At 70.9% G+C, this 25,245-nt stretch carries 21 protein-coding genes; 13 read left to right on the top strand and 8 right to left on the bottom strand.

Annotation, left to right across the window (positions count from 1 at the left end):
• Nucleotides 1–186 precede the first annotated feature (186 nt).
• From ACWD38_RS10420 to ACWD38_RS10400, 5 genes are all read left to right on the top strand, one after another.
• Entirely contained in the window at nt 187–1,491 is a 1,305-nt protein-coding gene (locus tag ACWD38_RS10420; protein ID WP_184479543.1) for an MFS transporter, read from the top strand.
• Nucleotides 1,488–1,856: an L-rhamnose mutarotase gene (locus tag ACWD38_RS10415; protein WP_184479544.1), complete on the top strand. Its 369-nt coding sequence runs from the start codon at nt 1,488–1,490 to the stop codon at nt 1,854–1,856. The genes ACWD38_RS10420 and ACWD38_RS10415 overlap by 4 nt, the downstream gene beginning before the upstream one ends.
• Nucleotides 1,853–3,025 carry an L-rhamnose isomerase gene (gene rhaI, locus ACWD38_RS10410; RefSeq protein ID WP_450123894.1) on the top strand — a complete coding sequence of 391 codons (1,173 nt, stop codon included), beginning with the start codon at nt 1,853–1,855 and terminating at the stop codon, nt 3,023–3,025. The genes ACWD38_RS10415 and rhaI overlap by 4 nt, the downstream gene beginning before the upstream one ends.
• Before the next feature lie 35 nt (nt 3,026–3,060).
• On the top strand, nt 3,061–5,100 hold the full coding sequence (locus ACWD38_RS10405; RefSeq protein ID WP_450123893.1) for a bifunctional aldolase/short-chain dehydrogenase: 2,040 nt from the start codon (nt 3,061–3,063) through the stop codon (nt 5,098–5,100).
• 173 nt (nt 5,101–5,273) lie between these two features.
• On the top strand, nt 5,274–6,689 hold the full coding sequence (locus tag ACWD38_RS10400) for a rhamnulokinase (RefSeq protein WP_450123892.1): 1,416 nt from the start codon (nt 5,274–5,276) through the stop codon (nt 6,687–6,689).
• A gap of 264 nt (nt 6,690–6,953) precedes the next feature.
• Here ACWD38_RS10400 and ACWD38_RS10395 read toward each other — a convergent pair whose 3' ends face one another.
• Nucleotides 6,954–8,093 carry an alpha/beta hydrolase family protein gene (locus ACWD38_RS10395; RefSeq protein WP_450123891.1) on the bottom strand — a complete coding sequence of 380 codons (1,140 nt, stop codon included), beginning with the start codon at nt 8,091–8,093 and terminating at the stop codon, nt 6,954–6,956.
• A gap of 294 nt (nt 8,094–8,387) precedes the next feature.
• On the opposite strand from ACWD38_RS10395, the gene ACWD38_RS10390 reads away from it, so the two are divergent.
• Nucleotides 8,388–9,614: a cytochrome P450 gene (locus ACWD38_RS10390; RefSeq protein ID WP_450123890.1), complete on the top strand. Its 1,227-nt coding sequence runs from the start codon at nt 8,388–8,390 to the stop codon at nt 9,612–9,614.
• 387 nt (nt 9,615–10,001) lie between these two features.
• On the opposite strand, the gene ACWD38_RS10385 is transcribed toward ACWD38_RS10390, so the two are convergent.
• Nucleotides 10,002–10,709 (bottom strand): FCD domain-containing protein, encoded by a 708-nt coding sequence (locus ACWD38_RS10385; RefSeq protein WP_184479550.1) that lies wholly within the window; start codon nt 10,707–10,709, stop codon nt 10,002–10,004.
• 141 nt (nt 10,710–10,850) lie between these two features.
• On the opposite strand from ACWD38_RS10385, the gene ACWD38_RS10380 reads away from it, so the two are divergent.
• Genes ACWD38_RS10380 through ACWD38_RS10370 form a run of 3 tightly spaced genes read left to right on the top strand, consistent with a single transcriptional unit; the run spans nt 10,851 to nt 13,743 of the window.
• Complete coding sequence (locus ACWD38_RS10380; RefSeq protein WP_184479551.1) at nt 10,851–11,618, top strand: (Fe-S)-binding protein; 768 nt, start codon at nt 10,851–10,853, stop codon at nt 11,616–11,618.
• Nucleotides 11,615–13,123 carry a LutB/LldF family L-lactate oxidation iron-sulfur protein gene (locus ACWD38_RS10375; protein WP_184479552.1) on the top strand — a complete coding sequence of 503 codons (1,509 nt, stop codon included), beginning with the start codon at nt 11,615–11,617 and terminating at the stop codon, nt 13,121–13,123. The genes ACWD38_RS10380 and ACWD38_RS10375 overlap by 4 nt, the downstream gene beginning before the upstream one ends.
• A complete protein-coding gene (locus tag ACWD38_RS10370; RefSeq protein ID WP_184479553.1) occupies nt 13,120–13,743 on the top strand; it encodes an LUD domain-containing protein in 624 nt (207 codons plus the stop codon). The genes ACWD38_RS10375 and ACWD38_RS10370 overlap by 4 nt, the downstream gene beginning before the upstream one ends.
• A 398-nt stretch (nt 13,744–14,141) precedes the next feature.
• On the opposite strand, the gene ACWD38_RS10365 is transcribed toward ACWD38_RS10370, so the two are convergent.
• Nucleotides 14,142–14,330, bottom strand: coding sequence for an antitoxin (locus ACWD38_RS10365; protein ID WP_246457108.1), 189 nt, complete (start codon nt 14,328–14,330; stop codon nt 14,142–14,144).
• A 269-nt stretch (nt 14,331–14,599) separates the two neighbouring features.
• Between ACWD38_RS10365 and ACWD38_RS10360 the strand changes: the two genes are divergently transcribed.
• The 3 genes from ACWD38_RS10360 (at nt 14,600) to ACWD38_RS10350 (ending at nt 17,131) form a co-directional block, all read left to right on the top strand.
• On the top strand, nt 14,600–15,358 hold the full coding sequence (locus ACWD38_RS10360; protein WP_450123889.1) for a TetR/AcrR family transcriptional regulator: 759 nt from the start codon (nt 14,600–14,602) through the stop codon (nt 15,356–15,358).
• Between the two features lie 27 nt (nt 15,359–15,385).
• A complete protein-coding gene (locus tag ACWD38_RS10355) occupies nt 15,386–16,573 on the top strand; it encodes a cytochrome P450 (RefSeq protein ID WP_450123903.1) in 1,188 nt (395 codons plus the stop codon).
• 75 nt (nt 16,574–16,648) lie between these two features.
• Nucleotides 16,649–17,131 (top strand): YbaK/EbsC family protein, encoded by a 483-nt coding sequence (locus ACWD38_RS10350; protein WP_184483752.1) that lies wholly within the window; start codon nt 16,649–16,651, stop codon nt 17,129–17,131.
• Between the two features lie 48 nt (nt 17,132–17,179).
• Here ACWD38_RS10350 and ACWD38_RS10345 read toward each other — a convergent pair whose 3' ends face one another.
• The 3 genes from ACWD38_RS10345 to ACWD38_RS10335 are packed head-to-tail and all read right to left on the bottom strand — an operon-like array spanning nt 17,180 to nt 20,681.
• A complete protein-coding gene (locus ACWD38_RS10345; RefSeq protein WP_184483754.1) occupies nt 17,180–17,941 on the bottom strand; it encodes a decaprenylphospho-beta-D-erythro-pentofuranosid-2-ulose 2-reductase in 762 nt (253 codons plus the stop codon).
• Nucleotides 17,938–19,272 carry an FAD-binding oxidoreductase gene (locus ACWD38_RS10340; protein ID WP_184485905.1) on the bottom strand — a complete coding sequence of 445 codons (1,335 nt, stop codon included), beginning with the start codon at nt 19,270–19,272 and terminating at the stop codon, nt 17,938–17,940. Before ACWD38_RS10340 ends, ACWD38_RS10345 begins: the two co-directional genes overlap by 4 nt.
• A gap of 26 nt (nt 19,273–19,298) precedes the next feature.
• Complete coding sequence (locus ACWD38_RS10335) at nt 19,299–20,681, bottom strand: FAD-binding protein (protein WP_184483756.1); 1,383 nt, start codon at nt 20,679–20,681, stop codon at nt 19,299–19,301.
• 171 nt (nt 20,682–20,852) lie between these two features.
• Between ACWD38_RS10335 and ACWD38_RS10330 the strand changes: the two genes are divergently transcribed.
• Nucleotides 20,853–21,290 (top strand): GtrA family protein, encoded by a 438-nt coding sequence (locus tag ACWD38_RS10330; protein ID WP_184483758.1) that lies wholly within the window; start codon nt 20,853–20,855, stop codon nt 21,288–21,290.
• Between the two features lie 73 nt (nt 21,291–21,363).
• Here ACWD38_RS10330 and ACWD38_RS10325 read toward each other — a convergent pair whose 3' ends face one another.
• A complete protein-coding gene (locus tag ACWD38_RS10325) occupies nt 21,364–21,630 on the bottom strand; it encodes a hypothetical protein (RefSeq protein ID WP_184483760.1) in 267 nt (88 codons plus the stop codon).
• Nucleotides 21,631–21,772: 142 nt separating this feature from the next.
• Nucleotides 21,773–25,096, bottom strand: coding sequence for an arabinosyltransferase domain-containing protein (locus ACWD38_RS10320; protein ID WP_184483762.1), 3,324 nt, complete (start codon nt 25,094–25,096; stop codon nt 21,773–21,775).
• Between the last annotated feature and the right edge of the window lie 149 nt (nt 25,097–25,245).

The following is a 25,245-nucleotide window of genomic DNA, read 5'->3' as shown; positions in this document are numbered from 1 at the left end:
CTTCTGCTCCGTTTCCGGAACGTCCTCGGCTCGAACGCGTTCGGAGCACCTGCCACTAGACCAGCAGGGCCTTGTCCTCCGACGGCGCAACCCCTTATCGTGCAGATCCATTGATTGAAACGTTTCAACACTCCGTGCGCTCGCCGCCGGAGCCTGCGACATCAGAGCCGATGGACAGGAGGACCGATGGGGGTCCGATTCGGTAGCGAACGCACGACCGGCTGGCGCGCGACGATCGCCGTGGCCATGTCGAACTACATCGAGGCGGGCTCGATCATCGCGATCGCCACCAGCCTCAGCCTCTGGCAGGAGCGCTTCGGCCTGGACGATCTGGCGGTCGGGCTGCTCGCCGCGCTGAGCGCGAACGCGTTCGGCGCCGCCGCGGGCGCGGCCATCGGCGGCCCGCTGTGCGACCGCTACGGCCGCAAGTTCATCTACACCTACGACCTGCTGCTGTACATGCTGGGTGTGCTGCTGGCGGTGTTCGCCACGTCCTTCGGGATGCTGCTGACCGCGTTCGTGCTCACCGGCATCGCCGTCGGCGCGGGCGTCACCGCCTCCTGGACCTACATCGCGGAAGAAGCGCCGCACGACAAGCGGGCCGCCCACGTCGGCGCCGCGCAGCTCGCGTGGTCGATCGGGCCGACGCTCGGCTACCTGCTGGCGGTCGTGGCCGCCCCGTTCGGCCTGCTCGGCAGCCGGTTGATCTTCCTGCACCTGTTCGTCGTCGCGGCCGTGACCTGGTGGGTGCGCCGCGGCCTCGCGGAATCGACGCTGTGGCGCGACCGCAAGGACGATCCGAGTCAGCAGCTCACCTTCCTGAGCAGCGTGCGCGGCCTGTTCAGCAGGAGGACGAACCTGCTCGCGATGCTGTTCCTGTTCGGCGTGTACGCGCTGTGGAACGCGGTCGCGGGGCAGGCCGGGATCTTCCAGCCGCGGGTGTACGACGCGGTCGGCCTCACCTCGGTGACCGAGCAGTACCTGCTGCAGGTCCTCGTGTGGGGCTGCACCAGCGTCGCCACCTACTTCGGATTCATGCTGCTCGCCGACCGGGTGAGCCGCCGAGCGCTGTACTGCGCCGGCGCCGCGCTGGGCGTGCTGGCCTGGGCCGCGCTGATCTACGCGCCCGCGAACACCGCGACCCTGCTCGTGTTCGCCGTCGGCTGGGGCGTGTCCTCCGGCATCGGCGCGCAGGCGTTCTACGGGCTGTGGGCCAGCGAGCTGTTCGCCACCCGCTACCGGGCCAGCGCGCAGGGCGTGCTGTTCCTGGCGGCGCGAGTGCTGGTGGGCCTGCTCAGCGTCGGATTCCCCGCGCTGCTGACGCAGATCGGACTGCGCGGGCTCGGCACGCTGATCCTCGGCTTCCTGATCGCCTCGCTGCTCATCGGCACGGTCTGGGCGCCCCGCACGCAGGGCAAGAGCCTCCAGCAGATCGAGCACGAACGCTACGGCACGCCCGAGAGCACCGGCGGCGCGGTGGTGAGCCCGTGACCCGCGTGTGCTTCCAGCTCCAGGTCGACCCGGAGCGGCTCGACGAGTACCGGCGCCGCCACGCCGCGGTGTGGCCCGAGATGCTGCGCGAGATCGAAGCGTCGGGGCGGCGCAACTACTCGTTGTTCCTGCGCCCGGACGGGCTGCTCATCGGGTACTACGAGACCGATTCCCCCGCCGCCTCCGACAACCACCTCGCCGCATCCGCCGTGGCCGCGCGGTGGGAGCGGTCCATGGCGGACCTGTTCGTCGGCGACGGCGGGCGCGCCGATCAGGCCGCCACCGCGCTCGACGAGGTCTTCCACCTGGCCGACCAGCTCGCCGACCTACCGGAAACCGATCCGTGCGAAGGAGAACGCGCATGACCCCGCCTCGTTTCGAGGAGATCACCGGCACCCTCGCCCGGCAGGCCATCGAGCTGCCGAGCTGGGCGTTCGGCAACTCGGGCACCCGGTTCAAGGTGTTCGGCACCCCCGGAACACCGCGCACTCCGCAGGAGAAGATCGCCGACGCCGCCAAGGTGCACGAGCTCACCGGCCTGGCGCCCGCCGTGGCGCTGCACATCCCGTGGGACCAGGTCGACGACTTCACCGCGCTCAAGGCGCACGCCGAAGGGCTCGGGGTGCGGCTGGGCACGATCAACTCGAACACGTTCCAGGACGAGGCCTACAAGTTCGGCAGCCTCACCCACTCCGACGCTGCGGTGCGGCGCAAGGCCGTCGACCACCACTTCCGGTGCATCGAGATCATGCACGCCACCGGGTCCACCGACCTCAAGATCTGGCTCGCCGACGGCACCAACTACCCCGGCCAGGATTCGTTGCGCGCCCGGCAGGACCGGCTGGCCGAGTCGCTGGCCGAGATTTATGAGCGGCTCGGCGAGCACCAGCGGCTAGTGCTGGAGTACAAGTTCTTCGAACCGGCCTTCTACCACACCGACGTGCCCGACTGGGGAACCTCGTTCGTCCAGGTCAGCGCGCTCGGCGACCGCGCGTTCACCTGCCTGGACACCGGGCACCACGCGCCGGGCACCAACATCGAGTTCATCGTGATGCAGTTGCTGCGCCTGGGAAAGCTCGGTTCGTTCGACTTCAACTCGCGCTTCTACGCCGACGACGACCTGATCGTCGGCGCGGCCGACCCGTTCCAGCTGTTCCGGGTGCTGCACGAGGTCGTCGCGGGCGGCGGGCTCGACGAGGGCTCGCCGGTGCGTTTCATGCTCGACCAGTGCCACAACGTGGAGGAGAGGATCCCCGCGCAGATCCGGTCCGTGCTCAACGTGCAGGAGATGACCGCGCGGGCGCTGCTGGTCGACCGCGCGGAGCTCGCGAAGGCGCAGGACGCCCACGACGTGCTGGGCGCCAACGAGGTGCTGATGGACGCCTTCCAGACCGACGTGCGACCGGCGCTCGCGCAGTGGCGCGCGTCCCGCGGGCTGCCCGCGGAACCGATGCGCGCCTACGCCGACTCCGGCCACGCCCGCTTCCTCGCCGAGCAGCGCGTCGGCGGCGCGCAGGCCGGGTGGGGAGCCTGATGTCCGACCGAGCAGGAGAGGAGAGCGCTGCCGCCATGGCGAATTCCAGCGCCGTCGAGGAACTGATCGCCCGCAGCAACCGGTTGGGCGCCGACCCGCGCAACACCAACTACGCGGGCGGCAACACCTCCGCCAAGGGCCACGACACCGACCCCGTCACCGGCGAACCGGTCGAGCTGATGTGGGTGAAGGGCTCCGGGGGTGATCTGGGCACGCTCACCGAGCGCGGGCTGGCCGTGCTCCGGCTGGACCGGTTGCGCGCGCTGTCCGGGGTCTACCCCGGGGTGGAGCGCGAGGACGAGATGGTCGCCGCGTTCGACTACGCGTTGCACGGCAAGGGCGGCGCCGCGCCGTCCATCGACACCGCGATGCACGGGCTGGTGGAGGCCGTCCACGTCGACCACCTGCACCCCGACAGCGGGATCGCGCTCGCCACCGCCGCCGACGGCCCGGAGCTGACCCGCGCGATCTTCGGCGAGAAAGTCGTGTGGGTGCCGTGGCGGCGACCCGGCTGGCAGCTCGGGCAGGACATCGCCGAGATCAAGCGGACGCACCCCGAGGCGATCGGCACCGTCCTCGGCGGGCACGGCATCACCGCGTGGGGCGAGACCAGCGACGACTGCGAGCGCAACTCGCGGTGGATCATCGAAACGGCCGCCGAGCACATCACCGCGCACGGCCGCCCCGATCCGTTCGGCGCGGTCCTCGACGGCTACGAGGCGCTGCCCGAGCGGGAGCGCCGCGCCAAGGCCGCCGCGCTCGCGCCGGTGCTGCGCGGCCTCGCGAGCACCGACAAGCGCCAGGTGGGGCACTTCACCGACGGGCCGGAAGTGCTGGAGTTCCTGGCTCGCGCGGAACATCCCCGGCTGGCGGAGCTCGGCACCAGCTGCCCCGACCACTTCCTGCGCACCAAGGTGAAACCGCTGGTGCTCGACCTGCCCGCCACCGCCTCCGTCGGCGAATCCGCGCGGCGGCTGGCAGAACTGCACGCGCAGTACCGCGAGGACTACGCGGCCTACTACCGGCGACACGCCACCGCCGACTCGCCGCCGATGCGCGGCGCCGATCCGGCGATCGTGCTGATCCCCGGCGTCGGCATGTTCAGCTACGGCGGCGACAAGCAGACCGCGCGCGTCGCCGGGGAGTTCTACGTCAACGCCATCAACGTGATGCGCGGCGCGGAGGCGCTGTCGACCTACTCCCCCATCGACGAGCGGGAGAAGTTCCGCATCGAGTACTGGGCGCTGGAAGAGGCGAAGCTGCGGCGCCGCCCGGCGCCCAAGCCGCTGGCGACGAAGGTCGCGCTGGTCACCGGGGCCGCCTCCGGCATCGGCAAGGCCACCGCGGCCCGCCTCGCCCGCGACGGGGCGGTCGTCGTGCTCGCCGACCTCGACGAGGCGAAGGCCCGGGAAGCCGCGGCCGAGATCGGCTCCCCGGACGTCGCGGTGGGCGTCGGCGCGGACGTCACCGACGAGGACGCCGTGGCCGCCGCCGTCGACGCCGCGGTGCTGGCGTTCGGCGGGCTCGACGTGGTGGTCAACAACGCCGGGCTGTCGCTGTCGAAACCGCTGCTGGAGACGACCGCCGCCGACTGGGACCTCCAGCACGACGTGATGGCGAAGGGCTCGTTCCTGGTCAGCAAGGCGGCGGCGAAGGTGCTCATCGAGCAGGGGCTCGGCGGCGACATCGTCTACATCGTGTCGAAGAACGGCGTGTTCGCCGGGCCGAACAACGTCGCCTACTCCGCCGCGAAGGCCGATCAGGCGCACCAGGTGCGGCTGCTGGCCGCCGAACTCGGCGGGCACGCGATCCGCGTCAACGGCGTCAACCCGGACGGTGTGGTGCGCGGCAGCGGCATCTTCGCCGGTGGGTGGGGCGCGCAGCGCGCGAAGGTCTACGGCGTCGCGGAGGAGGACTTGGGCGAGTTCTACGCCCAGCGCACCCTGCTCAAGCGGGAGGTGCTGCCCGAGCACGTGGCGAACGCGGTGTTCGCGCTGCTCGGCGGCGACCTGAGCCACACCACCGGGCTGCACGTCCCCGTGGACGCGGGCGTGGCGGCGGCGTTCTTGCGGTGAGCACCGCGCGGGGCCGGACCCGGCTGCCTGCTCGTCTCGGGGGTGCCGCCACACCGCTGCCTTCGCGAGGGGGTAGCTGGGGCCCGCCCGCGGTGCCGGGTCGGCGGTTCCGCCGTTGACGAGGAATTCGCCGCCGTGGCGGCAGAAGCGTTGAGCGATCCGAGGAGGAGGACATGGCTGGGGCTGTCGCCGCGGTCGACCTGGGCGCCACCAGCGGCCGGGTGATGCTCGGTCGCGCCGGGCCGGACGAACTCCGGATGCGCACCGTCGCCCGGTTCCCGAACCGGCCGGTGCGCATCCGGGGAGCGCTGCACTGGAACGTGCTGGAGCTGTACCGGGAGGTGTGCGACGGCGTTCGGCAGGCGACGCGGGAGGCGGACCTCGCGAGCATCGGCATCGACTCGTGGGCCGTGGACTACGCGCTGCTGCGCGGCGGCCGGATGCTCGGGATGCCGCACCACTACCGCGACGACCGCAACGCGGCGGCGGTCCCTACCGTGCACGAGATCGTGGGTCCTGCCGAGCTGTACGAGGTGAACGGCTTGCAGCACCTGCCGTTCACCACCACCTTCCAACTCGCCGCGGATCGGGAGGACGGGCTGCTGCCGCTGGCCGAGCGGCTGCTGCTCATCCCGGACCTGCTGGCCTACTGGCTCACCGGCGAGCAGGTCGCGGAGCGCACGAACGCCTCCACCACGGGCCTGCTCGACGCGCGGACGTCGCAGTGGTCGGAGCTGCTGCTGGACCGGCTCGGCATCGGCCGGGACCTGGTGGCGCCGCTGGTGTCGCCCGGCGAGCGGATCGGCGAGATCACCCCGGAGGTCGCCGACGAGCTCGGCGCGGGCCGGTCGGCGGTCACGGCGGTCGGCTCGCACGACACCGCGTCCGCGGTGGTCGCCGTGCCCGCCCGCGACGACTCGTTCGCCTACATCTCCTGCGGAACGTGGTCGCTGGTCGGCGCGGAACTGGATCGGCCGCTGTTCTCCGAGCAGGGCCGGGCGGCGAACTTCACCAACGAGCTCGGCGTCGACGGCAGGATCCGCTACCTGCACAACGTGATGGGCCTGTGGCTGCTCACCGAATCCGTCGACCGGTGGAGCCGGGCGGACCCGGCGGTCGATCTGGAATCGCTGCTCGCGGAGGCCGCCGAGATCCCGCCCGGCAGGGTCGCCGAGTTCGACCCGAACGACGCCAGGTTCCTGCCGCCCGGCGACATGCCCGCCCGCATCGCGGCCTGGCTCACCGAGCACGACCGGCCGGTTCCGGGCACCCGCGCCGAATTCGTGCGCTGCATCCTGGAAAGCCTCGCCACGGCCTACGCCGAGTCCATCGACCTGCTCGAACGGATCACCGGCCGGGCGCTGTCCACCGTGCACGTCGTCGGCGGCGGGGCGCGGAACGCGCTGCTGTGCCGGTTGACCGCCGAGCGCACCGGCCGCACGGTGATCGCCGGGCCGGTGGAGGCCACCGCCCTCGGCAACGTCCTCGTCCAGGCCCGAGCGGCGGGGACGGTCAGCGGCACCTTGGAGTCGATGCGGGACCTGGTGCGCCGCACGTGCGAACTCCGGCGCTACCGGCCGTCCCGCTGAGCGTCCTTGCTCGTTCTGCGTGGGGGTCGGGTGGCGGAACCTCAGCGTTCTTCTCGCTGCGGGATCTTTTTCCCAAGTGGCTCCGCCACGAGGGAAAAAGCCGTCCTCGCGAGAAGAACGCTGAGAACCCGCGGGTGGTCGGCTTGCTCTGGTGGTCACTGCTCAGCGGCTTCGCCCCTGACAAGACAACGACGGTGATCCCGCGCGCACGCACCGGGCCGGGGGGGGCGAAGACAGGACTCGGTCCCAGGGCGCGGGGGCGGATCACTTGTCGTGGTGCCAGAACAGCGCTTCCGGGTTCTCGGCGGTGGGGCCGTCCAGGATCGGCTGCGCCCGCCCGCGCAGGTGCAGGTCCAGGAACGCCGCCACGTACCGGTTGCCGAGCTCGGCGCCGCGCGCGCCGGGCAGCGGCTCACCGGGGAACTCGATGCCGTACTGGTTGACCAGCATGCTCAGGTCCGTGGCCGAACCGTGCCCGGAACCGTTCAACGTGATCCACCGCTTCCAGCCGCGCAGGCCTTCCCCGGTGGCGTCCCACGTGGAGTCCGTGCCGCCGGGACCGTGCGCGCCCGAGCCGAACATGAGGAACGGGCGGTCGAGCCCGCCGGCCGGGGGTTCGAAGAAGGTGCCGTCGAGGTTCACGCCCGCGTCGATCCGCGGGTCCGCGAGCATCGATTCGAGCGCGCTCGCGCCACCGATGGAATGCCCCACCATGCCGATCCGCCGCTCGTCGACGAGCTCGCCGAACTCCGGGGCGCGGGCGAGCTCGTCGAGCACGAACCGCACGTCGTCGCTCCTGCCGCGCACCACCTTCGCCATGTCCTGCGTCTCGCAGGCGACGCATTCGGTGACCCGCCCGTCGGGGAACTCGGTTCCCGCGGACTCGTGGTCGTGCCCGATGTCGGCCACGACGTAGCCGCGACCGGCCAGTTCCTCCGCCATCCCGCTCAACGTCGCCCGCGGCCACGAGAACCCCGGGGAGAGCACGACCAGCGGATGACCCTCGGGAGTGCGCAGTGCCGGTGCGCCGACCTTCGCGTGCGTGCCGACGGTGCTGAGGATCTCCGGTGGCTCGACCGGCTGCGCGCCGTGCTCCTCCTGCAGTTCCACGAACAACCGGGATTCGGCCGGGCTCACGTACCGCGTCGGCTCGCCCACCGGTTCCGCCGCCGGGTACCAGACGGTGAGCACGAGCTCGCGCCGTTCGGCAGGCACCCACGGGTCGGCCCGGGACTCGTCGCGCAGGTGCAGCGCCGTGGATCCGACCGGGTGCGGGCCGCTCGGCTCGGGCAGCGCGAGCGCCGGCTCCGATCGCGGTGGCTCGGCCACCGCCGTGGCCGGGACCGCCAGGCACAGCAGCGTCGCCGCCAACAACGCCCCCGTAGTGCGGTTCGGTTCGCCCATCGTGTTCTCCCCAGTGCTCGCAGGAACCGCGGTGTTCGCGGGAAACCGCCGACCGCGGCTTCGGAACCACACTGGCCCGGTGCACCCGGCCGGACATCGGGGAGATCACCGAGCCGGACCCCGGCGTTGCCCGATGCGCGGCGCGGACACCTGCGCGTTGCGGTGATCGTGCTGCCCGATGGGCGGAATTCCGTTGCGCCGAGGGCGATTCCCGCTCCGGCGACCGGGCGATGCCGGTGCACGGCCGAGTGATTCCTCCTGACACGGCACCGATCGGCCCGGAGCATGGCGGCTGTGTCCCTCCACCGCGTCGAACGGCCGTCCCCCGACGACCGCGGGAGCAGCACCGCCGCGATCGACGAGCACGCCACCACTCGCAGCACCCCGTTCGCCCCGCACGACGGGTTGCGCGACCTGCTCCCGCACCGGCCGCTGGCCCGGATGCACCACCCCGGTGACGCGCCTGGCTGGCTGGTGACCGGGTACTCCTCGGTCCGCGAAGTGCTCACCGATCAGCGCTTCAGCTCGCGCATCGACCTGCTTCGCGGCCCGGCCGACCGGCGACCCCAGGAGACCACGGCCGCACCCGGCCTGTTCAGCGTCATGGGACCGCCGGAGCACACCCGGTACCGGCGCAAACTGGTGTCGGCGTTCACCCTGCGGCGGGTTCGGGAGATGGAGCCGCTGGTGGAGCGGGCGGTCGCCGAACGGCTCGACGTGATGGAGCGCGCGGGCGGACCGATCGACCTCGTCGAGTCCTTCGCCAGCCCCGTCGCCTTCCAAGTGATCCGCGACCTGCTCGGGATGCCGATGGACCGGGCGTCGGTGCGGGCGACGACCGAAGCGCTGCTGCGGCTCGACGCCGACCCCGAGCAGGCCGGGCAGGCGTGGGAGCGGTTGCTGGCGGAACTGCGCGAGCACGTGCGCGCCAAGCACGCCGACCCCGGCACGGACCTGACTAGCGCGCTGGTGGCCGACGGGGAGCTCTCCGACGAGGAGATCGCGACCATGAGCGCGATGCTGGTCACCGGTGGAGACGACACGACGGCGAACATGCTCGCGCTGGGCACCTACGCCCTGCTGGCCCACCCCGCGGAACTCGCCTGGCTGCGCGAGAACCCGGCGGCCACCGGCACGGCGGTCGAGGAACTGCTGCGCTACCTGACGATCAACCAGTTCGGCACCACCCGCACGGCGCTGGAGGACGTGGAGCTGCACGGCCAGACCATCCGCCGGGGCGAGCTGGTCACGCTGTCGCTGTCCACGGCCAACCGGGACCCCGAGCAGTTCCCGGAACCGGACCGGCTGGACCTCGCCCGATCAGGCGCCGGGCACCTCGCCTTCGGCCACGGCATCCACCACTGCCTGGGCGCGCAGCTCGCCCGGGTGGAGCTGCGCGCGGGATTCTCCGGTCTGCTGAGCCGATTCCCCACCTTGCGGCTGGCCGTCGCACCGGAGCAGGTCCCGCTGCGCTCCGCCGCCGTCAACTACGGAGTCCACACCCTCCTCGTCGACTGGTGACCGTTCGTCGGCCCCGTTAACTCACGCGAGAGTTTCCGGCCGAATTGTTTCCGCGGCATCCGAGCGGTTCCCGGGAACGGCGCGCACCCGATACCCGTCCACGGCAGCGGAGCCACAACCCGCCGGAGAGCACTTGTTGCGCAGGACGCGGCCCCGCCACGGGAAATCACCGCAATGAACCAACGATCACCCGAACCGGTAGCGCACACTTTCGAAACCGGAGTCCGCAGGCCCTGACGAATCCAGGTCGCGCGGTCTCTCGCGCGAAAAAGAATCCGACGCCGGAATTGCAGTTGCGTCGATTTCCGCAATCTTGCCGGATTCCCCGCAAGGGAATCACGCGCAGCGCAAAGTTTCATAATGCAGGAAGAGCAGGTGCCGCCACGATTACAACGACAGCCCGCCCTCGGCGTAATAGCCCTTGATGTGCGCGGTCATCCGCCACCCCGCCACCTCGCCGTCCCCGGCCCGGATCGCGGCGAGCACCTCCCGGTGCTCCCGCCGCAGCCGGTCCGAGGTGTCCGCCCACGACCGCAGCAGCGGCAGAGTCTCGCGGGTGTAGTTCTCGATCGAGTCGCGCAGCCCGGACATCATCGCGGCGATCACCTCGTTGCCCGCCGCCTGGGCGAGTGCCAGGTGGAACTGGGCGTCGAGCGCCAGGAACTCGGCCGCGGCCAAGTCCGGCTCGTCCATCGCGTCGAGCAGTTCCGCCGCCACCGCGAGGTCGACCGGCGCGGACGCCCCGGCCAGCGCGGTCACCGACGCGGTCTCCAGCACCAGCCTGGTGCGCACCACATCGCGCACCTGGAACCCCTGGCCCGCGACCTGCAACCGCAGCAGCGCGCTCATGCCCCCGGTCGGCCGCGCCAGGATCACCGCCCCCGCGTCCGGCCCGGAACCGGTCTGCGCGCGCAGCAGGCCCAGCGCCTCCAGCACCCGCATCGCCTCGCGCACCGAGGAGCGCCCCACCTGCAGCTCCTCGGCCAGCGCCCGCTCGCCGGGAAGCCGCTGGCCGGGCGCGATCCGCCCGGTGAGCAGGTCGTCCTCGATCTGTGCGAGCACCCGTTCCCACGCCCGCGGCCCAGCGTTCGCCACGGCCCGAGCCTATCGACGCCCCGGCGCGTTGCGGGCACCGCGCACCCGCGCAACGCTGACGCGACGGCCACCACCCGTTCCCTGCGCCACCGCTCGCGGTTACGGTGTGGTCAGACCACACCTTCGGAAGGGGTTCGACGGATGCGGGTAGCCCTGTTCGCCACCTGCCTCGGGGACACGCTGTTCCCCGACGCGGTCAAGGCCACCGCGCTGCTGCTGAGCAGGCTCGGCCAGGAAGTCGTGTTCCCGCAGGCGCAGACCTGCTGCGGGCAGATGCACGTGAACACCGGCTACCAGCGCGAAGCGCTGCCGCTGGTCGACAACCACGCGGCCTGCTTCGCCGACGAGTCGATCGACGCCGTGATCGTGCCCTCCGGCTCCTGCGCCGGCTCGATCCGCCACCAGCACCAGATCGTCGCCGAGCGCTTCGGCACCCCGGCGCTGCGCGCGCAGGTCGAGCAGTCCCGCGCGAAGACCTACGAGCTCGCCGAGTTCCTCGTCGACGTGCTCGGCGTGGTCGACGTGGGCGCGACGTTCCCGCATCGGGTGACCTACCACCCCACCTGCCACTCGCTGCGGATGCTGCGGGTCGGGGACAAGCCGCTGCAGCTGCTGCGCGCGGTGCGCGAGATCGACCTGGTGGAACTGCCCGACGCCGACCAGTGCTGCGGCTTCGGCGGGACCTTCGCGCTCAAGAACGCCGACACGTCCACGGCGATGCTCTCGGACAAGCTGCGCAACGTCGCCGCCACCGGAGCCGAGTTCTGCTCCGCCGGGGACTCCTCGTGCCTGATGCACATCGGCGGCGGCCTGTCCCGGCTGCAGACCGGCATCGGCACCCTGCACCTCGCCGAGATCCTCGCCTCCACCGAGCACGCCATCAGCCCGAAACGGGGAGCACTCGCATGAGCGGCACCTTCCTCGGCATGCCCACCGCTCCCCCGCGCGGAGCCGGCAACCTGCGCGGCGAGGAACCGTTCCCCGCCGCGGCCCGCACCGAACTCGGCAACACCCAGATGCGCCGCAACGTCGGCAAGGCCACCCGCACGATCCGGAACAAGCGCCTGCAGGTCACCGGGGAGCTGCCCGACTGGGAGCAGCTGCGCTCGGCGGGCGCGGCGGTCAAGCGCGACGTCATGGCCAGGCTGCCCGAGCTGCTGGAGCAGTTCGAACGGGCGGTGACCGAGCGCGGCGGGCACGTGCACTGGGCGCGCGACGCCGCCGAGGCCAACGCGATCGTCACCGGTCTGGTCAAGGACACCGGCGCCGACGAAGCCCTCAAGGTCAAGTCCATGGCCACCCAGGAGATCGGGCTCAACGAGCACCTCGCCGACGAGGGCATCACCGCTATCGAAACAGACCTGGCGGAGCTGATCGTGCAGCTCGGCGAGGACCGCCCCTCGCACATCCTGGTGCCCGCGATCCACCGCAACCGCTCCGAGATCCGCGAGATCTTCCTGCGCTCCATGCCGGGGGTGGACCCCGGCTTGGACGACGACCCGACGCACCTGGCCAACGCGGCGCGGCGGTTCCTGCGCGAGCGGTTCATGCGGGCGCGGGTCGCCATCTCCGGGGCCAACTTCGGCATCGCCGAGACCGGCACGCTGTCGGTGGTGGAGTCCGAGGGCAACGGCCGGATGTGCCTGACCATGCCGGAGACGCTGATCACGGTGATGGGACTGGAGAAGCTGATCCCCGCCTACGCCGACCTCGAAGTGTTCCTGCAGCTGCTGCCCCGCTCCTCCACCGGCGAGCGGATGAACCCGTACACCTCGATGTGGACCGGCGTCACGCCCGACGACGGACCGCAGGAGTTCCACCTGGTGCTGCTGGACAACGGCCGCACCGCGACGCTGGCCGACGAGGTGGGTCGCGAGGCGCTGCACTGCATCCGGTGCTCGGCCTGCCTCAACGTGTGCCCCGTCTACGAGCGGACCGGCGGGCACGCCTACGGCTCCACCTATCCGGGGCCGATCGGCGCGGTGCTGACCCCGCAGCTGGCCGGGATGGACACCGGAGGCGGTGATCCGAACTCGTCCCTGCCGTACGCGTCGAGTCTGTGCGGGGCCTGCTTCGACGCCTGTCCCGTGAAGATCGACATACCGTCGTTGCTGGTGGAGCTGCGCCACCAGCACGTCGAGGAAGCCCGCGTCAGCGCGGAGCAGCTGATGATGAAGGCCGCTTCCACGGCCATGGCCACCTCCGGCCGGTGGACCGCGGCGCAGCGCGCGGCGCAGCTGGGACGGCTGCTCGGGCGCGGCGGGCGGATCCGGACGCTGCCGCCGCCGGGCAGCGCTTGGACGGCGGCGCGGGATCTGCCGGTACCGCCGAAGCAGACCTTCCGGCAGTGGTGGGATTCCGCGGAGGGCCGGGCCGCGATCGACGACGCCCACCGCGAAGGAGGCCGGCCGTGAACGCCCGCGACACCGTGCTGGGCCGGGTGCGCGACGCGCTCGCCATCGCCCCGCCCGCCGCCGTGCAGGTCCCGCGCGACTACCGCCGGGACCGCGACCTCCCGGCCGACGAGAAGCGGGAGCTGCTGGTCGACCGGCTGGAGGACTACCAGGCCACGGTGCACCAGTGCGCCGCTGCCGACGTCGCGGCCACCGTCGCGAGGGCGCTCGGCGGCGCCGCGCGCATCGGCGTCCCCGCGGGTCTCGACCGCGGGTGGCTCGCGGAGTTCGGCGGCGAGGTCGTGGTCGACTCCGCCGAGGTGCCCCCGGACCGCCTCGACGCGTTGGACGGCGTCGTCACCGGGTCGGCGGTGACCTGCGCCGAAACCGGGACGATCTTCCTCGACGCGTCCCCGGACCAGGGGCGGCGCGCGCTCACCCTCGTTCCGGACCTGCACGTGTGCGTGGTGGCGCTGTCCGCGGTCGTCACCGGCATCCCCGAAGCGGTGGCCCGGCTCGAACCGACCCGGCCGACGACCCTGATCAGCGGCCCGTCGGCGACCTCGGACATCGAGCTGGACCGGGTCGAGGGCGTGCACGGCCCGCGCACCCTGCACGTGGTCCTGCTGCTGGACGGCTGATTGCCTGGCTTTGGTCCCTGGCCTGGGTAGGGGTCGGGTAGCGGAACCTCAGCGGTTTCCTCGCTGCGGGATCTTTTTCCCAAGTGGCTCCGCCACGAGGGAAAAAGCCGTCCTCGCGAGAAGACACCTGAGAACCCGCGGGTGGTCGACTTGCTCAAGCTGGTCACTGCTCAGCGGCTTCGCCGCTGACAAGATCAAAAGAGGGCCAGGCGCCCTGCGGCGATCGCCACAGACATCGGCTGCGGGTTTTCAGCCGTTCCGTTCCCGCCGTCGGACACAGGGAAAGGGGCCGTCCATCACGGACGACCCCTTTCCAGGGAGCTGCCGGCCACCACCAGGTTCAGGACCACCCTCGCCAGGTCCCGCCGGTCGGCTTCGGCCGAGCAGCGGAGCGGTGACTACTGCTGCGGCCCTGAGTCCTGATTGCGGAAGTAGTCCTTGCCCTTCTCGGCGGCCTGATCGACCTGCTGCTCGTGGCCGAACTTCTTCTTGGCTGCGTCACTTCCCTTGTCGATGCCTTGTTCGACCTTGTCGCTGTGCTGCTTGCCCATGTTCATCAGCTTGTCCTTGAGGCTGCCGAGTCCCATGACGGCTCCCTTCTCGCGACATCTCAGGTGACCCTCGAAGTTAGTCCTCCTGCCGGGCGAATGCGCGCCGGTCAAGAGCTTCCAGGCAGGTCAGCCACTACGAAGCTGCACTTTCGAGTGACGAGGAGCGGCACCGGAACCGCAGCCGTGACGCACCGTCGCCGGCTCCGGTGAGCGCCCCGCCCGCTGCTCCACCGCGAGCAGCGAGCCGTTCGGCGAAAAGTGCTTGGCAACGGGTGCGGGCGGGATTAGCGTGACCACGTGACCAGATGAGCGAATCCGGTCACGTGGACACGACGGTCGGGCCCGCGGCCCGGCGCAGGGAAGGACACCGAGTGCCCCGCAACACCGATCGAGCCGACCGGATCCTCGACGCGGCAGGAGAGCTGCTGCTGCGCCACGGCTACCGGAAGGTGACCATCGACGACGTCGCCCGCCAGGCCGGCGTCGGGAAGGGCACCGTCTACCTGCACTGGAAGACCAAGGTCGCGCTGTTCCAGAGCCTGCTCGTCCGCGAGTCGGTCGCGCTGGTCGAGGACGTGCTGGGGGCGCTGCGCGCCGACCCGAACGAGGTCCGCCCGCACCGGTTGCTGCGGCTGGCCTACCTCGTGACCTTCCGCCGGCCGCTGGCGCTGGCGCTGGTCACCGGGGACACCGAGATGCTGGGGGCGCTCCGGGAGCGCGCCGGCTCCGATCGGATGCAGGAGACCAACGAGCGCTTCTACTCGGTGCTCGCCGAGTCCGGACTGCTGCGCGCGGACGTGCCCGACCTCGCCTACACGCTCAACGCCGCCGCGCTCGGGTTCTTCCTGGCCGACGACTACAAGCCCGCGGTCTCCGGCATCGACCGGGAGCTCAAGGCCGATGCACTCGCCCACACCATCCGGCACGCCTTCGAACCGCCGGAACGACCGGACCCGGCCGTGGTGCGCGCGGTCGCGGACCGGATCGACGCGCTGCTCACCGAACTGATCACCGGCTACCGGGAGCTGTTCGACGCGTTGGACGCGGCGAACGCCTCCCGGTGATACCCGTCGACGCTTGATGAAGGGGACATCATGACCGCGATCGAGAACTGGGGATTACCGACATCGCAGTTCTGGCTGCACGGCGAACGGCCCCGCGACCCGGTGCAGCACGACGAGGCGACCGGGCTGTGGAACGTCTACGGGCACCCGGAAGCCGTCCAGCTGCTCGGCGACCCGGCGACGTTCTCCTCCGACACCAGCAGGTTGTTCCCGCAGGGCGACGAGTTCGCCGACGGCAACCTGGTGCGGATGGACCCGCCGGAGCACAACAAGCTGCGCAAGCTCGTCAGCCACGCCTTCACCCCGAAGGTCGTCGCCGGGCTCGAACCGCGCATCGCCGGACTCACCGACGAACTGCTCGACGCCGTCGACGGCGCGGACCGGCTGGAGCTCGTCGCCGACCTCGCCTATCCGCTGCCGGTGATCGTCATCGCCGAGCTGCTGGGCGTGCCCGCGAGCGACCGCGAGCTGTTCAAGGAGTGGGTGGACGCGATGTTCACCCGCGACGCGACGCCGTCGCTCAAGGAGCAGACGCCGGAGCAGCAGCGCGAGCTCGACGCGGTGCTCGCCCAGGTCCGCAACCTCACCGAGTACTTGGGCGGGCACGTCGACGAACGCCGCGCGCACCCGCGCGAGGACCTGCTCAGCAAGCTCGTCGAAGCCGAGGTGGACGGCGAGCGGCTCACCCGCGCGGAAGTCGTCAACTTCGCGAACGTGCTGCTCATCGCCGGGCACATCACGACCACGATGCTGCTGGGCAACACCGTGCTGTGCCTCGACGCGCACCCCGAGCACCAGGCCCGCGCCCGCGCGGAGAGGTCCTCGCTGCCCGCCGTGATCGAGGAATCGCTGCGGTTCCTCAGCCCGTTCGCCACGCTCGGGCGGGTCACCAGCACCGAGGCGGAGCTCGGCGGTCAGCGCATTCCCGCCGATCAGTTGCTGATGGTGTGGGCCGCCGCCGCGAACCGGGATCCGCGGCGGTTCTCGAACCCGGACGTCTTCGACCCGACCCGCGACCCCAATCCGCACCTCGGGTTCGGGCGCGGCGTCCACTTCTGCCTCGGCGCGCCGCTGGCTCGGCTCGAAGGGCGCGTCGCGCTCGGCAAGCTGTTCGACCGGTTCCCCGTCCTCGCCACCGATCCGGCCGATCCGCCGGAGTTCCAGCCGAACCCGAACATGACCGGCGTCCGCAAGCTCCCGCTGCGCACCGGCTGACCGGCCGCACCGTTCCCGTCGCGTGCGGCGCCAATCGGGTTGCCGTGCCGAACCGGACCGCGCCAGAGTGCGGAGATGACCGACATCATCAACGCCTTCAGCGCACGACTCCGGGAACTCGACGTGCCGGGAGAGGTCGTCGAGTTCGCCGAACCGGTGCCGACCGCGGCGGCGGCCGCGGAACGCCTCGGCTGCACCGCCGCGGCCATCGCGAACAGCCTGGTGTTCGCGGTGGACGACGAGCCGCTGCTGGTGATCGCGAGCGGCGCGCACCGGGTGGACACCGCGCACGTCGCGCGGGAGCTCGGGATCGGGTGGATCCGCCGCGCCACACCGGAGTTCGTGCTCGACGCGACCGGTCAGCCGGTGGGCGGCGTCGGCCCGGTCGGTCACCCTCGGCGGATCCGCACGGTCGTGGACCGGGCGTTGGCCGAGCACCCGACCGTGTGGGCGGGAGCGGGCAGCGAGCACGCCATGTTCCCGAGCACGTTCGCGGAGCTCCTGCGCATCACCGGGGGAACTCCGCTGCTGGTCGCCGGGCCGGCTGACCGGGCATGAGAAAGGGCCGCCGGTTCGCCCGGCGGCCCTTCGCTCACGCGTCGCGGATCAGAACGACAGGCGGCGGAAGATCACCCGCGGCAGGTGCCGCAGCACGACCATCACCCAGCGCATCTGCCCCGGGACCCAGATGGACTCCTTGCCCTTGCGGACCGCGTCGATGATCGCGGCGCCGACCTGCTCGGGCGTCTGCGCCATCGGGGCGGGCTTCATGCCGGCGGTGAGCTTCGTCTTCACGAAGTTCGGCCGCACGACCGTGACCTTCACGCCCGAGCCTTCCAGGGCGTAGGTCAGGCCGGAGTAGAACAGGTCGATGCCGCCCTTGGCGGAGCCGTAGACGAAGTTCGTCCGGCGGGCGCGCTCACCGGCGGGCGAGGCCATCATCACCAGGTGCCCGTGGCCCTGCTTGCGCAGCTTGTTCGCCAGGTGCACGCCCAGCGACATCGGCGCCACGTAGTTGACCTCGGCGGTCAGCCGCGCCGCGGCCGGGTCGGTCCAGCACTTCTCGTTGTCGAGCTGCACGCCGAAGGCGACCAGGGTGACGTCGATGTCGCCGTCGGCGAAGGCCTTCTCGACGACCTCGCCGTGCGTCTCCGGGTCGGTGGCCTCGAACTCGATGGTGCTGACCGTGCTGCCGGTCTTGCGCAGCCGCTCCGCGGCGGCCTCGACCAGGTCGGCTTCCTCCGGGCGCGCGGCCAGCACGATCCGCAGCGGGCGCTGGTTCGCGTACTGCTCCGCGGTCGCCAGCGCGATGTCGGACGTACCACCGAGGATGAACAGGGACTGCGGGTTTCCAACGGCGTCGATCACAGGGCCAACCTTCGGGACAGATCGGAGTGGAAGATTCCTTGCGGGTCGACGGCGGCGCGCACCTTGCGCCACTCGTCGAGACGGGGGTACATCTGCTGGATCATCTCCGGCGTGGTGCGCGAATCCTTCGCGAAGTACAGGCGACCGCCCGCACCCAGCACCAGGTCGTCGAGCTCCTGGCAGAACCGGCTGAGCCCGTCCTTGATCGGGAAGTCGACGGTGATCGTCCAGCCCGGCATCGCGAACGACAGCGGCGCGCGGCTGCTGTCGCCCATCCGCTTGAGCACGTTCAGGAACGACACGTGCCCGGACTCCGCGATGCGCTTCACCAGCGTGCGCAGCGCTTCGTGCTGGTCGAACGGCAGGATGAACTGGTACTGCAGGAACCCCTTGGAGCCGTAGGCGCGGTTCCACTCGCCGAACATGTCCAGCGGGTGGTAGAAGGCCGTCAGGTTCTGCACCTGACCACGGCCCGCCTTCGGCGTCTTGCGGTACCAGACCTCGCTGAGCGTGCTGAACGTCAGCTTGTTGGCCAGGCCGTTCGGGAAGACGTCCGGGAAGGTCAGCAGCTGCGGGGCGTCGAACTTCAACGGGTCCGCGCGCAGCTTCGGCGGCAGCTCGTCGAGCTTGGCCAGCGAGCCACGGGAGAACGCCGAGCGGCCCAGCTTCGGGCCGGTGGAGATCGCGTCGAACCACGCCATCGAGTAGTCGTAGTTCATGTCGGACCCGTTGGAGAACAGCTCCAGCGTCTCGTCCAGGTCCTTCGTGCGGTCGGCGTCGACGATGAAGTACGCGCTCTCGGTGCGCTTCATCTTCACCTTGGCGCGCAGCACGATGCCGGTCAGCCCGACACCGCCCACCGTCGCCCAGAACAGCTCGGAGCCCTCCCCGTCCGGGGTCAGGGTGCGGACCTCGCCGTCCGCGGTGAGCAGGTCCATCGACACCACGTGGTTGCCGAAGCTCCCGTGCGAGTGGTGGTTCTTGCCGTGGATGTCGCAGCCGATGGCACCGCCGATGGTGACCTGGCGGGTGCCCGGCAGCACCGGCACCCACAGGCCGTGCGGCAGCGCCGCCTTCATCAGCTGGTCCAGGCTCACGCCCGCGTCCACGTCGACCACGGCGTTGTCCGGGTCGATGTCGTGGATGCGGTTCAGCGCGGTCATGTCGATGACGGTGCCGCCCGCGTTCTGCGACACGTCGCCGTAGCTGCGGCCGAGGCCGCGGGCGATCACGCCGCGCTCGTCCGCCTCGCGGACGGCGCGGGCGATGGCGTCGACGTCAGGGGTGCTCAGCACCTGGGCGTGGGTCGGCGCGGTGCGCGCCCAGCCCATCAGCTTCCGGTTCTGCAACGCTGCGGTCACAGGCTCAACCTCCGGGACAGGTCGGAATGGAACACGCCCTCGGGGTCGACCGAGGCGCGGATCTTGCGCCACTCGTGGATGCGCGGGTACATCCGCTCGATCATCTCCGCCGACGTCCGCGACTCCTTGGCGAGGTAGAGCCTGCCGCCCGCGTCGAGCACCAGCTCGTCGAGCTCCTGGCACAACCGGTCGAGGCCGGGCGTGATCGGGATGTCGACGGTCAGCGTCCAGCCCTCGCTGGGGAAGGACATCGGGGCGTCGTTGCCCTTGCCGAAGGTCTTGAGCACGTTCAGGAACGACGCGTGCCCGCTGGCGCTGATCTTGTCGATGGACCGGCGGAACATCGCCTCCTGCCCGAACGGCACCATGAACTGGTACTGCAGGAAACCGTTCGGACCGTAGATCCGGTTCCACTCGCCGACCAGGTCGAGCGGGTGGAAGAACTGGGTGATGTTCTGCACGGCCCCGAACTTCGTCGGCGCCTTGCGGTACCAGACCTCGTTGAAGGCGGTGATCGTGTACTTGTTCACCAGCCCGTTCGGGAAGATCGGCGGCGCCGTCATCAGCTGCGGGGCGTTGAACTTCAACGGGTCCTTGCGCAGCTTCTTCGGCAGGTCCTCCAGCGTCGCGGAGTTGCCCCTGGTCAACAGCGCGCGACCCAGGTTCTCGCCACGCGCCAGCGAGTCGAACCAGGCCACGGAGTAGATGTAGTTGCCGTCGGAGCCGTCGGTGAAGTGCTCGATCAGCTCGTCGAGGTTCTTCGTCTGCACGTTGTCGACCAGGAAGTACGCCGTTTCGACGCGCTTGAGCCGGATCGTGGCCTTCAGGATGATGCCGGTCAGCCCCATGCCGCCGACCGTCGCCCAGAACAGCTCGGAGCCGGTGCCCTGCGGCGACAGGGTCCGCACCGAACCGTCGGCGGTGAGCAGGTCCAGCGACAGCACGTGGCTGCCGAACGAACCCTGCGAGTGGTGGTTCTTGCCGTGGATGTCGGAACCGATGGCGCCGCCGACGGTGACCTGGCGGGTCCCCGGCAGCACCGGGATCCACAGGCCGTACGGCAGCAGGCGGCGCATCAGCGTGTCCAGCGAGACGCCCGCGTCGACCACGACCGTCGCCTCGTCCGCGTCGACCTGGTGCACGCGGTTCAGCGCGGTCATGTCGATGACGGTGCCGCCCGCGTTCTGCGACGGGTCGCCGTAGCTGCGGCCGAGGCCGCGGGCGATGACGCCGCGCGGGCCCGCTTCGCGGACCGCTCGCGCGATCACGTCGACGTCCGGGGTGCTCACGACTCGAGCCGAGGTCGGCGCCGTGCGCCCCCACCCGGCCAGTCGCTGAACCCGTTCGCTGGTCGCATGGTCGTGCTGTCCCGATCCCACCCAGCCGAGTCTATCCGCGGCGCGTCCCCGAGTACGGGCGGGTAGCGCCCCGCTAGCACAGGTGCACCAGGGGGCGCAGAGGTTCACCGCTACACTTTTCGGGGCGACTTGCGGGGCGTTCGCCTCCGGGCCTGCCGTACCGACGCTGTTGCCGACACTTGGGGTGAACCAGTGGCCGTGGCCGAATCCGGCGCAGACGCCGAGCTCAAGAAGCTCGGGCTGTTCCAGCAGCTCTTCCGCTTCGTGGCCATCGGCGGGTTCTGCGCCCTGATCGACGCGGGTACGTACTCGGTGCTGCTGGGCGTGCTCGGGTGGCCGACGTGGCTGTCGAAGTCGATCTCGTTCATCCTCGGCACCACCGCGTCGTACCTGATCAACCGGAAGTTCACCTTCAGCGGTGCCAGCTCCGGCAACTCCACGGCCAAGGCCGGGGCCTTCGCGATCGTCTACACGACCACGTTCTTCGTGAACATGGGTTCGAACGAGCTGCTGTGCTTCCTGTTCGACGCGCGCGAGGCCTGGCAGTTCGGGCTGTTCTGGGTGATCGCCCAGGGCCTCGGCACGCTGATCAACTTCGTGATGCTGAAGTGGGTCGTCTTCCGCGACTGACACCGCGCGAACAGGGCGCGAACGCCCCACCCGCCCGGTGCCGCCGGGCGCACGGGCCGTTCGCGCCCGGCGCTCAGCTCCCGAAGCCGGTGGCCCGGTCGGGCGCCCCGTAGGCGTTGCTGTCGGAGCGGGTGCTCTCCACGTGCGCGGTGGCGACGTGGGCGAAGTTCACCGCGAACTTGCCGCCGTCCGCCGTCGTCAGCAACGTCGTACCGCCGGAACCCATCAGCTCCGCCAGCCGCCCGTCGAGCGTTTCCGCTTCGGTGGCGTCCAACGCGATGTGCAGGGGCTGGGACACGCCCGCCAAGTGCAGGATCAATCCTGGTCGCTTCTCACTCATGCCCCCCAGCGCACCACCGCCCGCGCCCCGGCGGCAGGCGCTTTCACCCTCGGCGGACGCCCGGCGCCCCGTTTTCACCCTGGGCGGACGCGAAGCGGCCCGCCCGACCTGATCCGGTCGAGCGGGCCGCGTCGGACTGCTCCTACTGCTGCGGTTCGTCACCGCCGAGCTGCTTGACGTCGTTGCGGTCGTCGGAGCTGGGCACGTCGCCCGGCAGCTCCACCGTCTTCGTCAGCGGCCCCGGCGTCCACAGGCCCGAATGGGTCTCCTTGCGCACGTCCATCGCGGTCTCCGCGGGCAACGCGTCCGGCTGGTACGGGTCCACCTCGTAGAGCGAACCCCAGTCCCGCGTCAGGTCCCCGCGCATGTACGTCGGCAGTTCCCGCACGCTGGAGCTGACGTTCATCCAGCCGAACGGACCGCCCGCGTCCGGCGAGGACCAGCCCGCGCCGATGTCGCGCACCTCGGCGCCGGCCGAGACCCGGAACCGCGGCATCTCGGCGACGCCGTTGCGGATCCCGGAGATCTGCAGGCAGGGGTGCACCAGCGCCGCCGTCCACTCCACGAACGTGGGGGCGTCGCCGACGACGTCGGTCATGTTCTGCAGCTGCGGCGCGCGCGGCGCGCTCACCGCGAGCCAGCCGTTCGGCGAGACCGCCTGGTCGACACCGACGACGCGCATCTTCGTGGCGCCCTCGGCCTCACCGCCGACGGTGAACCGGTAGTCCCGCCACTGCGGAGCCGGGCCCTGGCCGACGAACTGCCGGTGCATCATCTCGAAGCCCTGCGGGGTGTCCCGGCCGAACTCCAGCACCAGCGCGTTCGCGCCGCCCTCGGCACCCGCGAGGCTCAGCACCACCGGCACCTCGCCCGTCGCCGCGCGCTCCGGCAGGTCGTACCACTGGGTGCGCAGCTCACCGGTGCCGGTGCCCGCCTCGTCGTAGCTGCCCCACACCGGGGCCTTGTCGTCGCCGAACTGGTGCGGCGGGCGCCAGTCCGGCTCCTCCGGGTCGGAACCGTCGCCGACGGGCAGGCCCGGCTTGCGGAAGCCCTCCATCTTCGGCGCCAAGTACTGCTCGGCGTTCTCCTTGTCGGCGTTGCGCTTGGGCACCTCGAAGTCCGGCACGGGCTTGGACGGCTGCTGCCCGGCGACCGGCAACATGCCCGCCTTCGGATCGGGCTCCACGTACACGTAGTCGGACAGGCCGCAGCTGGAACCGGCGAGCTGCTTGATGTTGTCCATGCCCAGGCTGTAGGTGCCCGCCTGCTTCTGGATGACCTTGCCGAAGGTCGCGAGCTCGCCCAGCACCAGCAGCGCGCAGATGATCGCCAGCGGTGCCGTGCCGAGCCGCAGCGCGCGGCTGCGCTTCTCCATGCCGGTCCGGCCGGGTTCGACGCTCTCGACGACCTTCGGGTTCTTCTCGTCCAGCCTCAAGTGCTCGACGAACGCCACGATGCCCGCGATGGCCGCGATGCCCAGCAGCAGCGTGCTCGCGTTGCGGCCGTCGATCGACGGGGCCTTGTCGAACCACGGCACGCCCCAACCGGAGACGTACCACCACGCGTTCGGCCCGGTCGAGGCGAACGCGCAGATCACCATGAGCCCGGAGAAGAACGCCGCCCGGTTGCGCCGCGATCGCAGCACCGTGCTGCTCGTGGCCAGCGCCGTCAACGCGGCGAGCGCCCCGCCGACGGCGGCGAAGATGCCGAAGTGGTGCGACCACTTGGTGGGGGTCAGGGCCAGCGCCACGAACGACAGCGCGGCCACGGCCAGCAGGCGGCGGCTCGGGCCGAGCGCCGCACCGCGGATGCGACCGCGGCGCAGCAGCATCACCGCGCACGTCGCCAGGCACAGCATCACCAGCAGCACCGGGAACCGGCGCACCAGCGAACCGTCCGGGGTGGGGCTGAACAGCAGGTTGTAGCGGTTGAGCTCCTGGTACCAGTCCTCGCTCGGGCCGATCTCGGTGCGCAGGTCCGTGGCGTCCATGATCGACTGCCAGGTCTGGTCCGCGAACACGGCGGCCAGGATGATGAAGCCGCACGCCGCGATCGGCGCCAGCACCGGTACCCAGCCGTAGTCCTTGGCCCGCTGCCGCACCAACCGCAGCAGCGGCTTGAGCGCCGCGATGTAGGGCAGCACCGCGACCAGGCCGTGCGGACCGGCGCCCAGCGCGAGCGCGGCCACGACGAGGCCCAGCGCGGCGGGCATCAGGCGGCCGGTGGCGACCGCGCGCTCCACGGCGCACAGCGCCAGCAGCGAGAACAGCGCGATGACCGGCTCGGCGCGCAGGCCGTTGTTGTAGGGCAGCCAGAACGCGAGGAACACGGCCGCGGCGGCCCAGCCCGCGGCGTTGCTGCGCCGGACCTGCTGGCCCAGCCTCGGCAGCACTTCGCGGCTGATCAGCAGCCAGCTGACCGAGCCCATCAGCAACGCGGGCAGCCGCACCCACGGCGTGGCCGTGGAGATCTGCACCCACATCGAGTACAGCTCGTAGAACCAGCCGAACGGCGCTTCCGGCACCGCGAACCAGCGGTAGTAGTTGCTGATGTAGCCGGCGCTCTCGCGCGCTCGCGCGATGGTGAGGATGTAGCCGTCATCGGAGGTCATCGCGCCCGCGATCCACCAGATGATCAGCGCGCCGAACACCGAGACGTCCCGCAGCGTCGGCTTCCACCAGCCGCGCGGCACCAGCCGGGGCGGGCGTCGTCCCGCGCGCACGTCCAGGCGCCGCAGGCACACCACGGAGCCGATGAAGGCCAGCACCGCCAGGCCGATCACGGTGAGCTTGATCGGCGTCGCGCTGCTCTCGTAGCGGTTGTCGACGCGGGCCTCGAAGGACAGGCCGTCGATGTTGTCGCGGGTCGAGTCGATGTCGGAGAAGATGCCGGTCAGCTGCGGGCGCTGGTCGCCGCGCAGGTTCGCCAGCGTCTCGTCACCGAGCTTCACCTTGGTGCCGGCGACGTCGGAGCGCACCGTGATGGCGCAGTCGCCCGCCGGGACCGGCACCGTGCCGACCTGCTGGCCCTTGGACAGCAGGGTGACCTGGCCGTTGTCGGCCTGCAGGGTCATGCCGGTGAGGTTGCCGTAGTCCGAGTTCGGCGGGTTCGTGCTCAGCAGGTTCGCCGGACCGTTGGTGCGCGCGTCGACGCTGCGCACCGATTCGCACGGCACGTTCGCGTTCATCCACAGCGGCGAGAAGCTCACCAGCGGCGCGGAGACCGACTTGGTGCCCTCGGCGGTGGGCCATCTCAAGGTGTTGATGTTGTGGTCGACCGGCAGGAAGGGCACCGCGATCGCCAGTACGGCGCCCAGCAACCCCAGCACGGAGGCGAACCACCTCAGCTGCTTGGCGGACGGGTCGCGCCGGCTCGCCGCCGGACGTGCCGGAGAGTCCGCCGCCTGATCCGAGGACGACTCCGATGGGTCGTCCTTGCGACTGCTGTCTTCCTGCCCCTTAAGCACGCCAGGAGAATAGTAGTCCCTGGTCCTGGGACTTCCGGCGCGTTCGACGCGGCCGGAACCGAGATGTTTGCCGACGCTATGAGCAGCCTCGATCGAGTGATTCTCAGGTGTCTCTCAGCGTCCCGTGATCCCCCGTGACCGATCGGTGA

This window comes from Saccharopolyspora sp. NPDC002578 (assembly GCF_053592695.1).
Note: the sequence above shows the minus strand (reverse complement) of the source record. Positions and strands in the feature narration are given on the sequence as shown.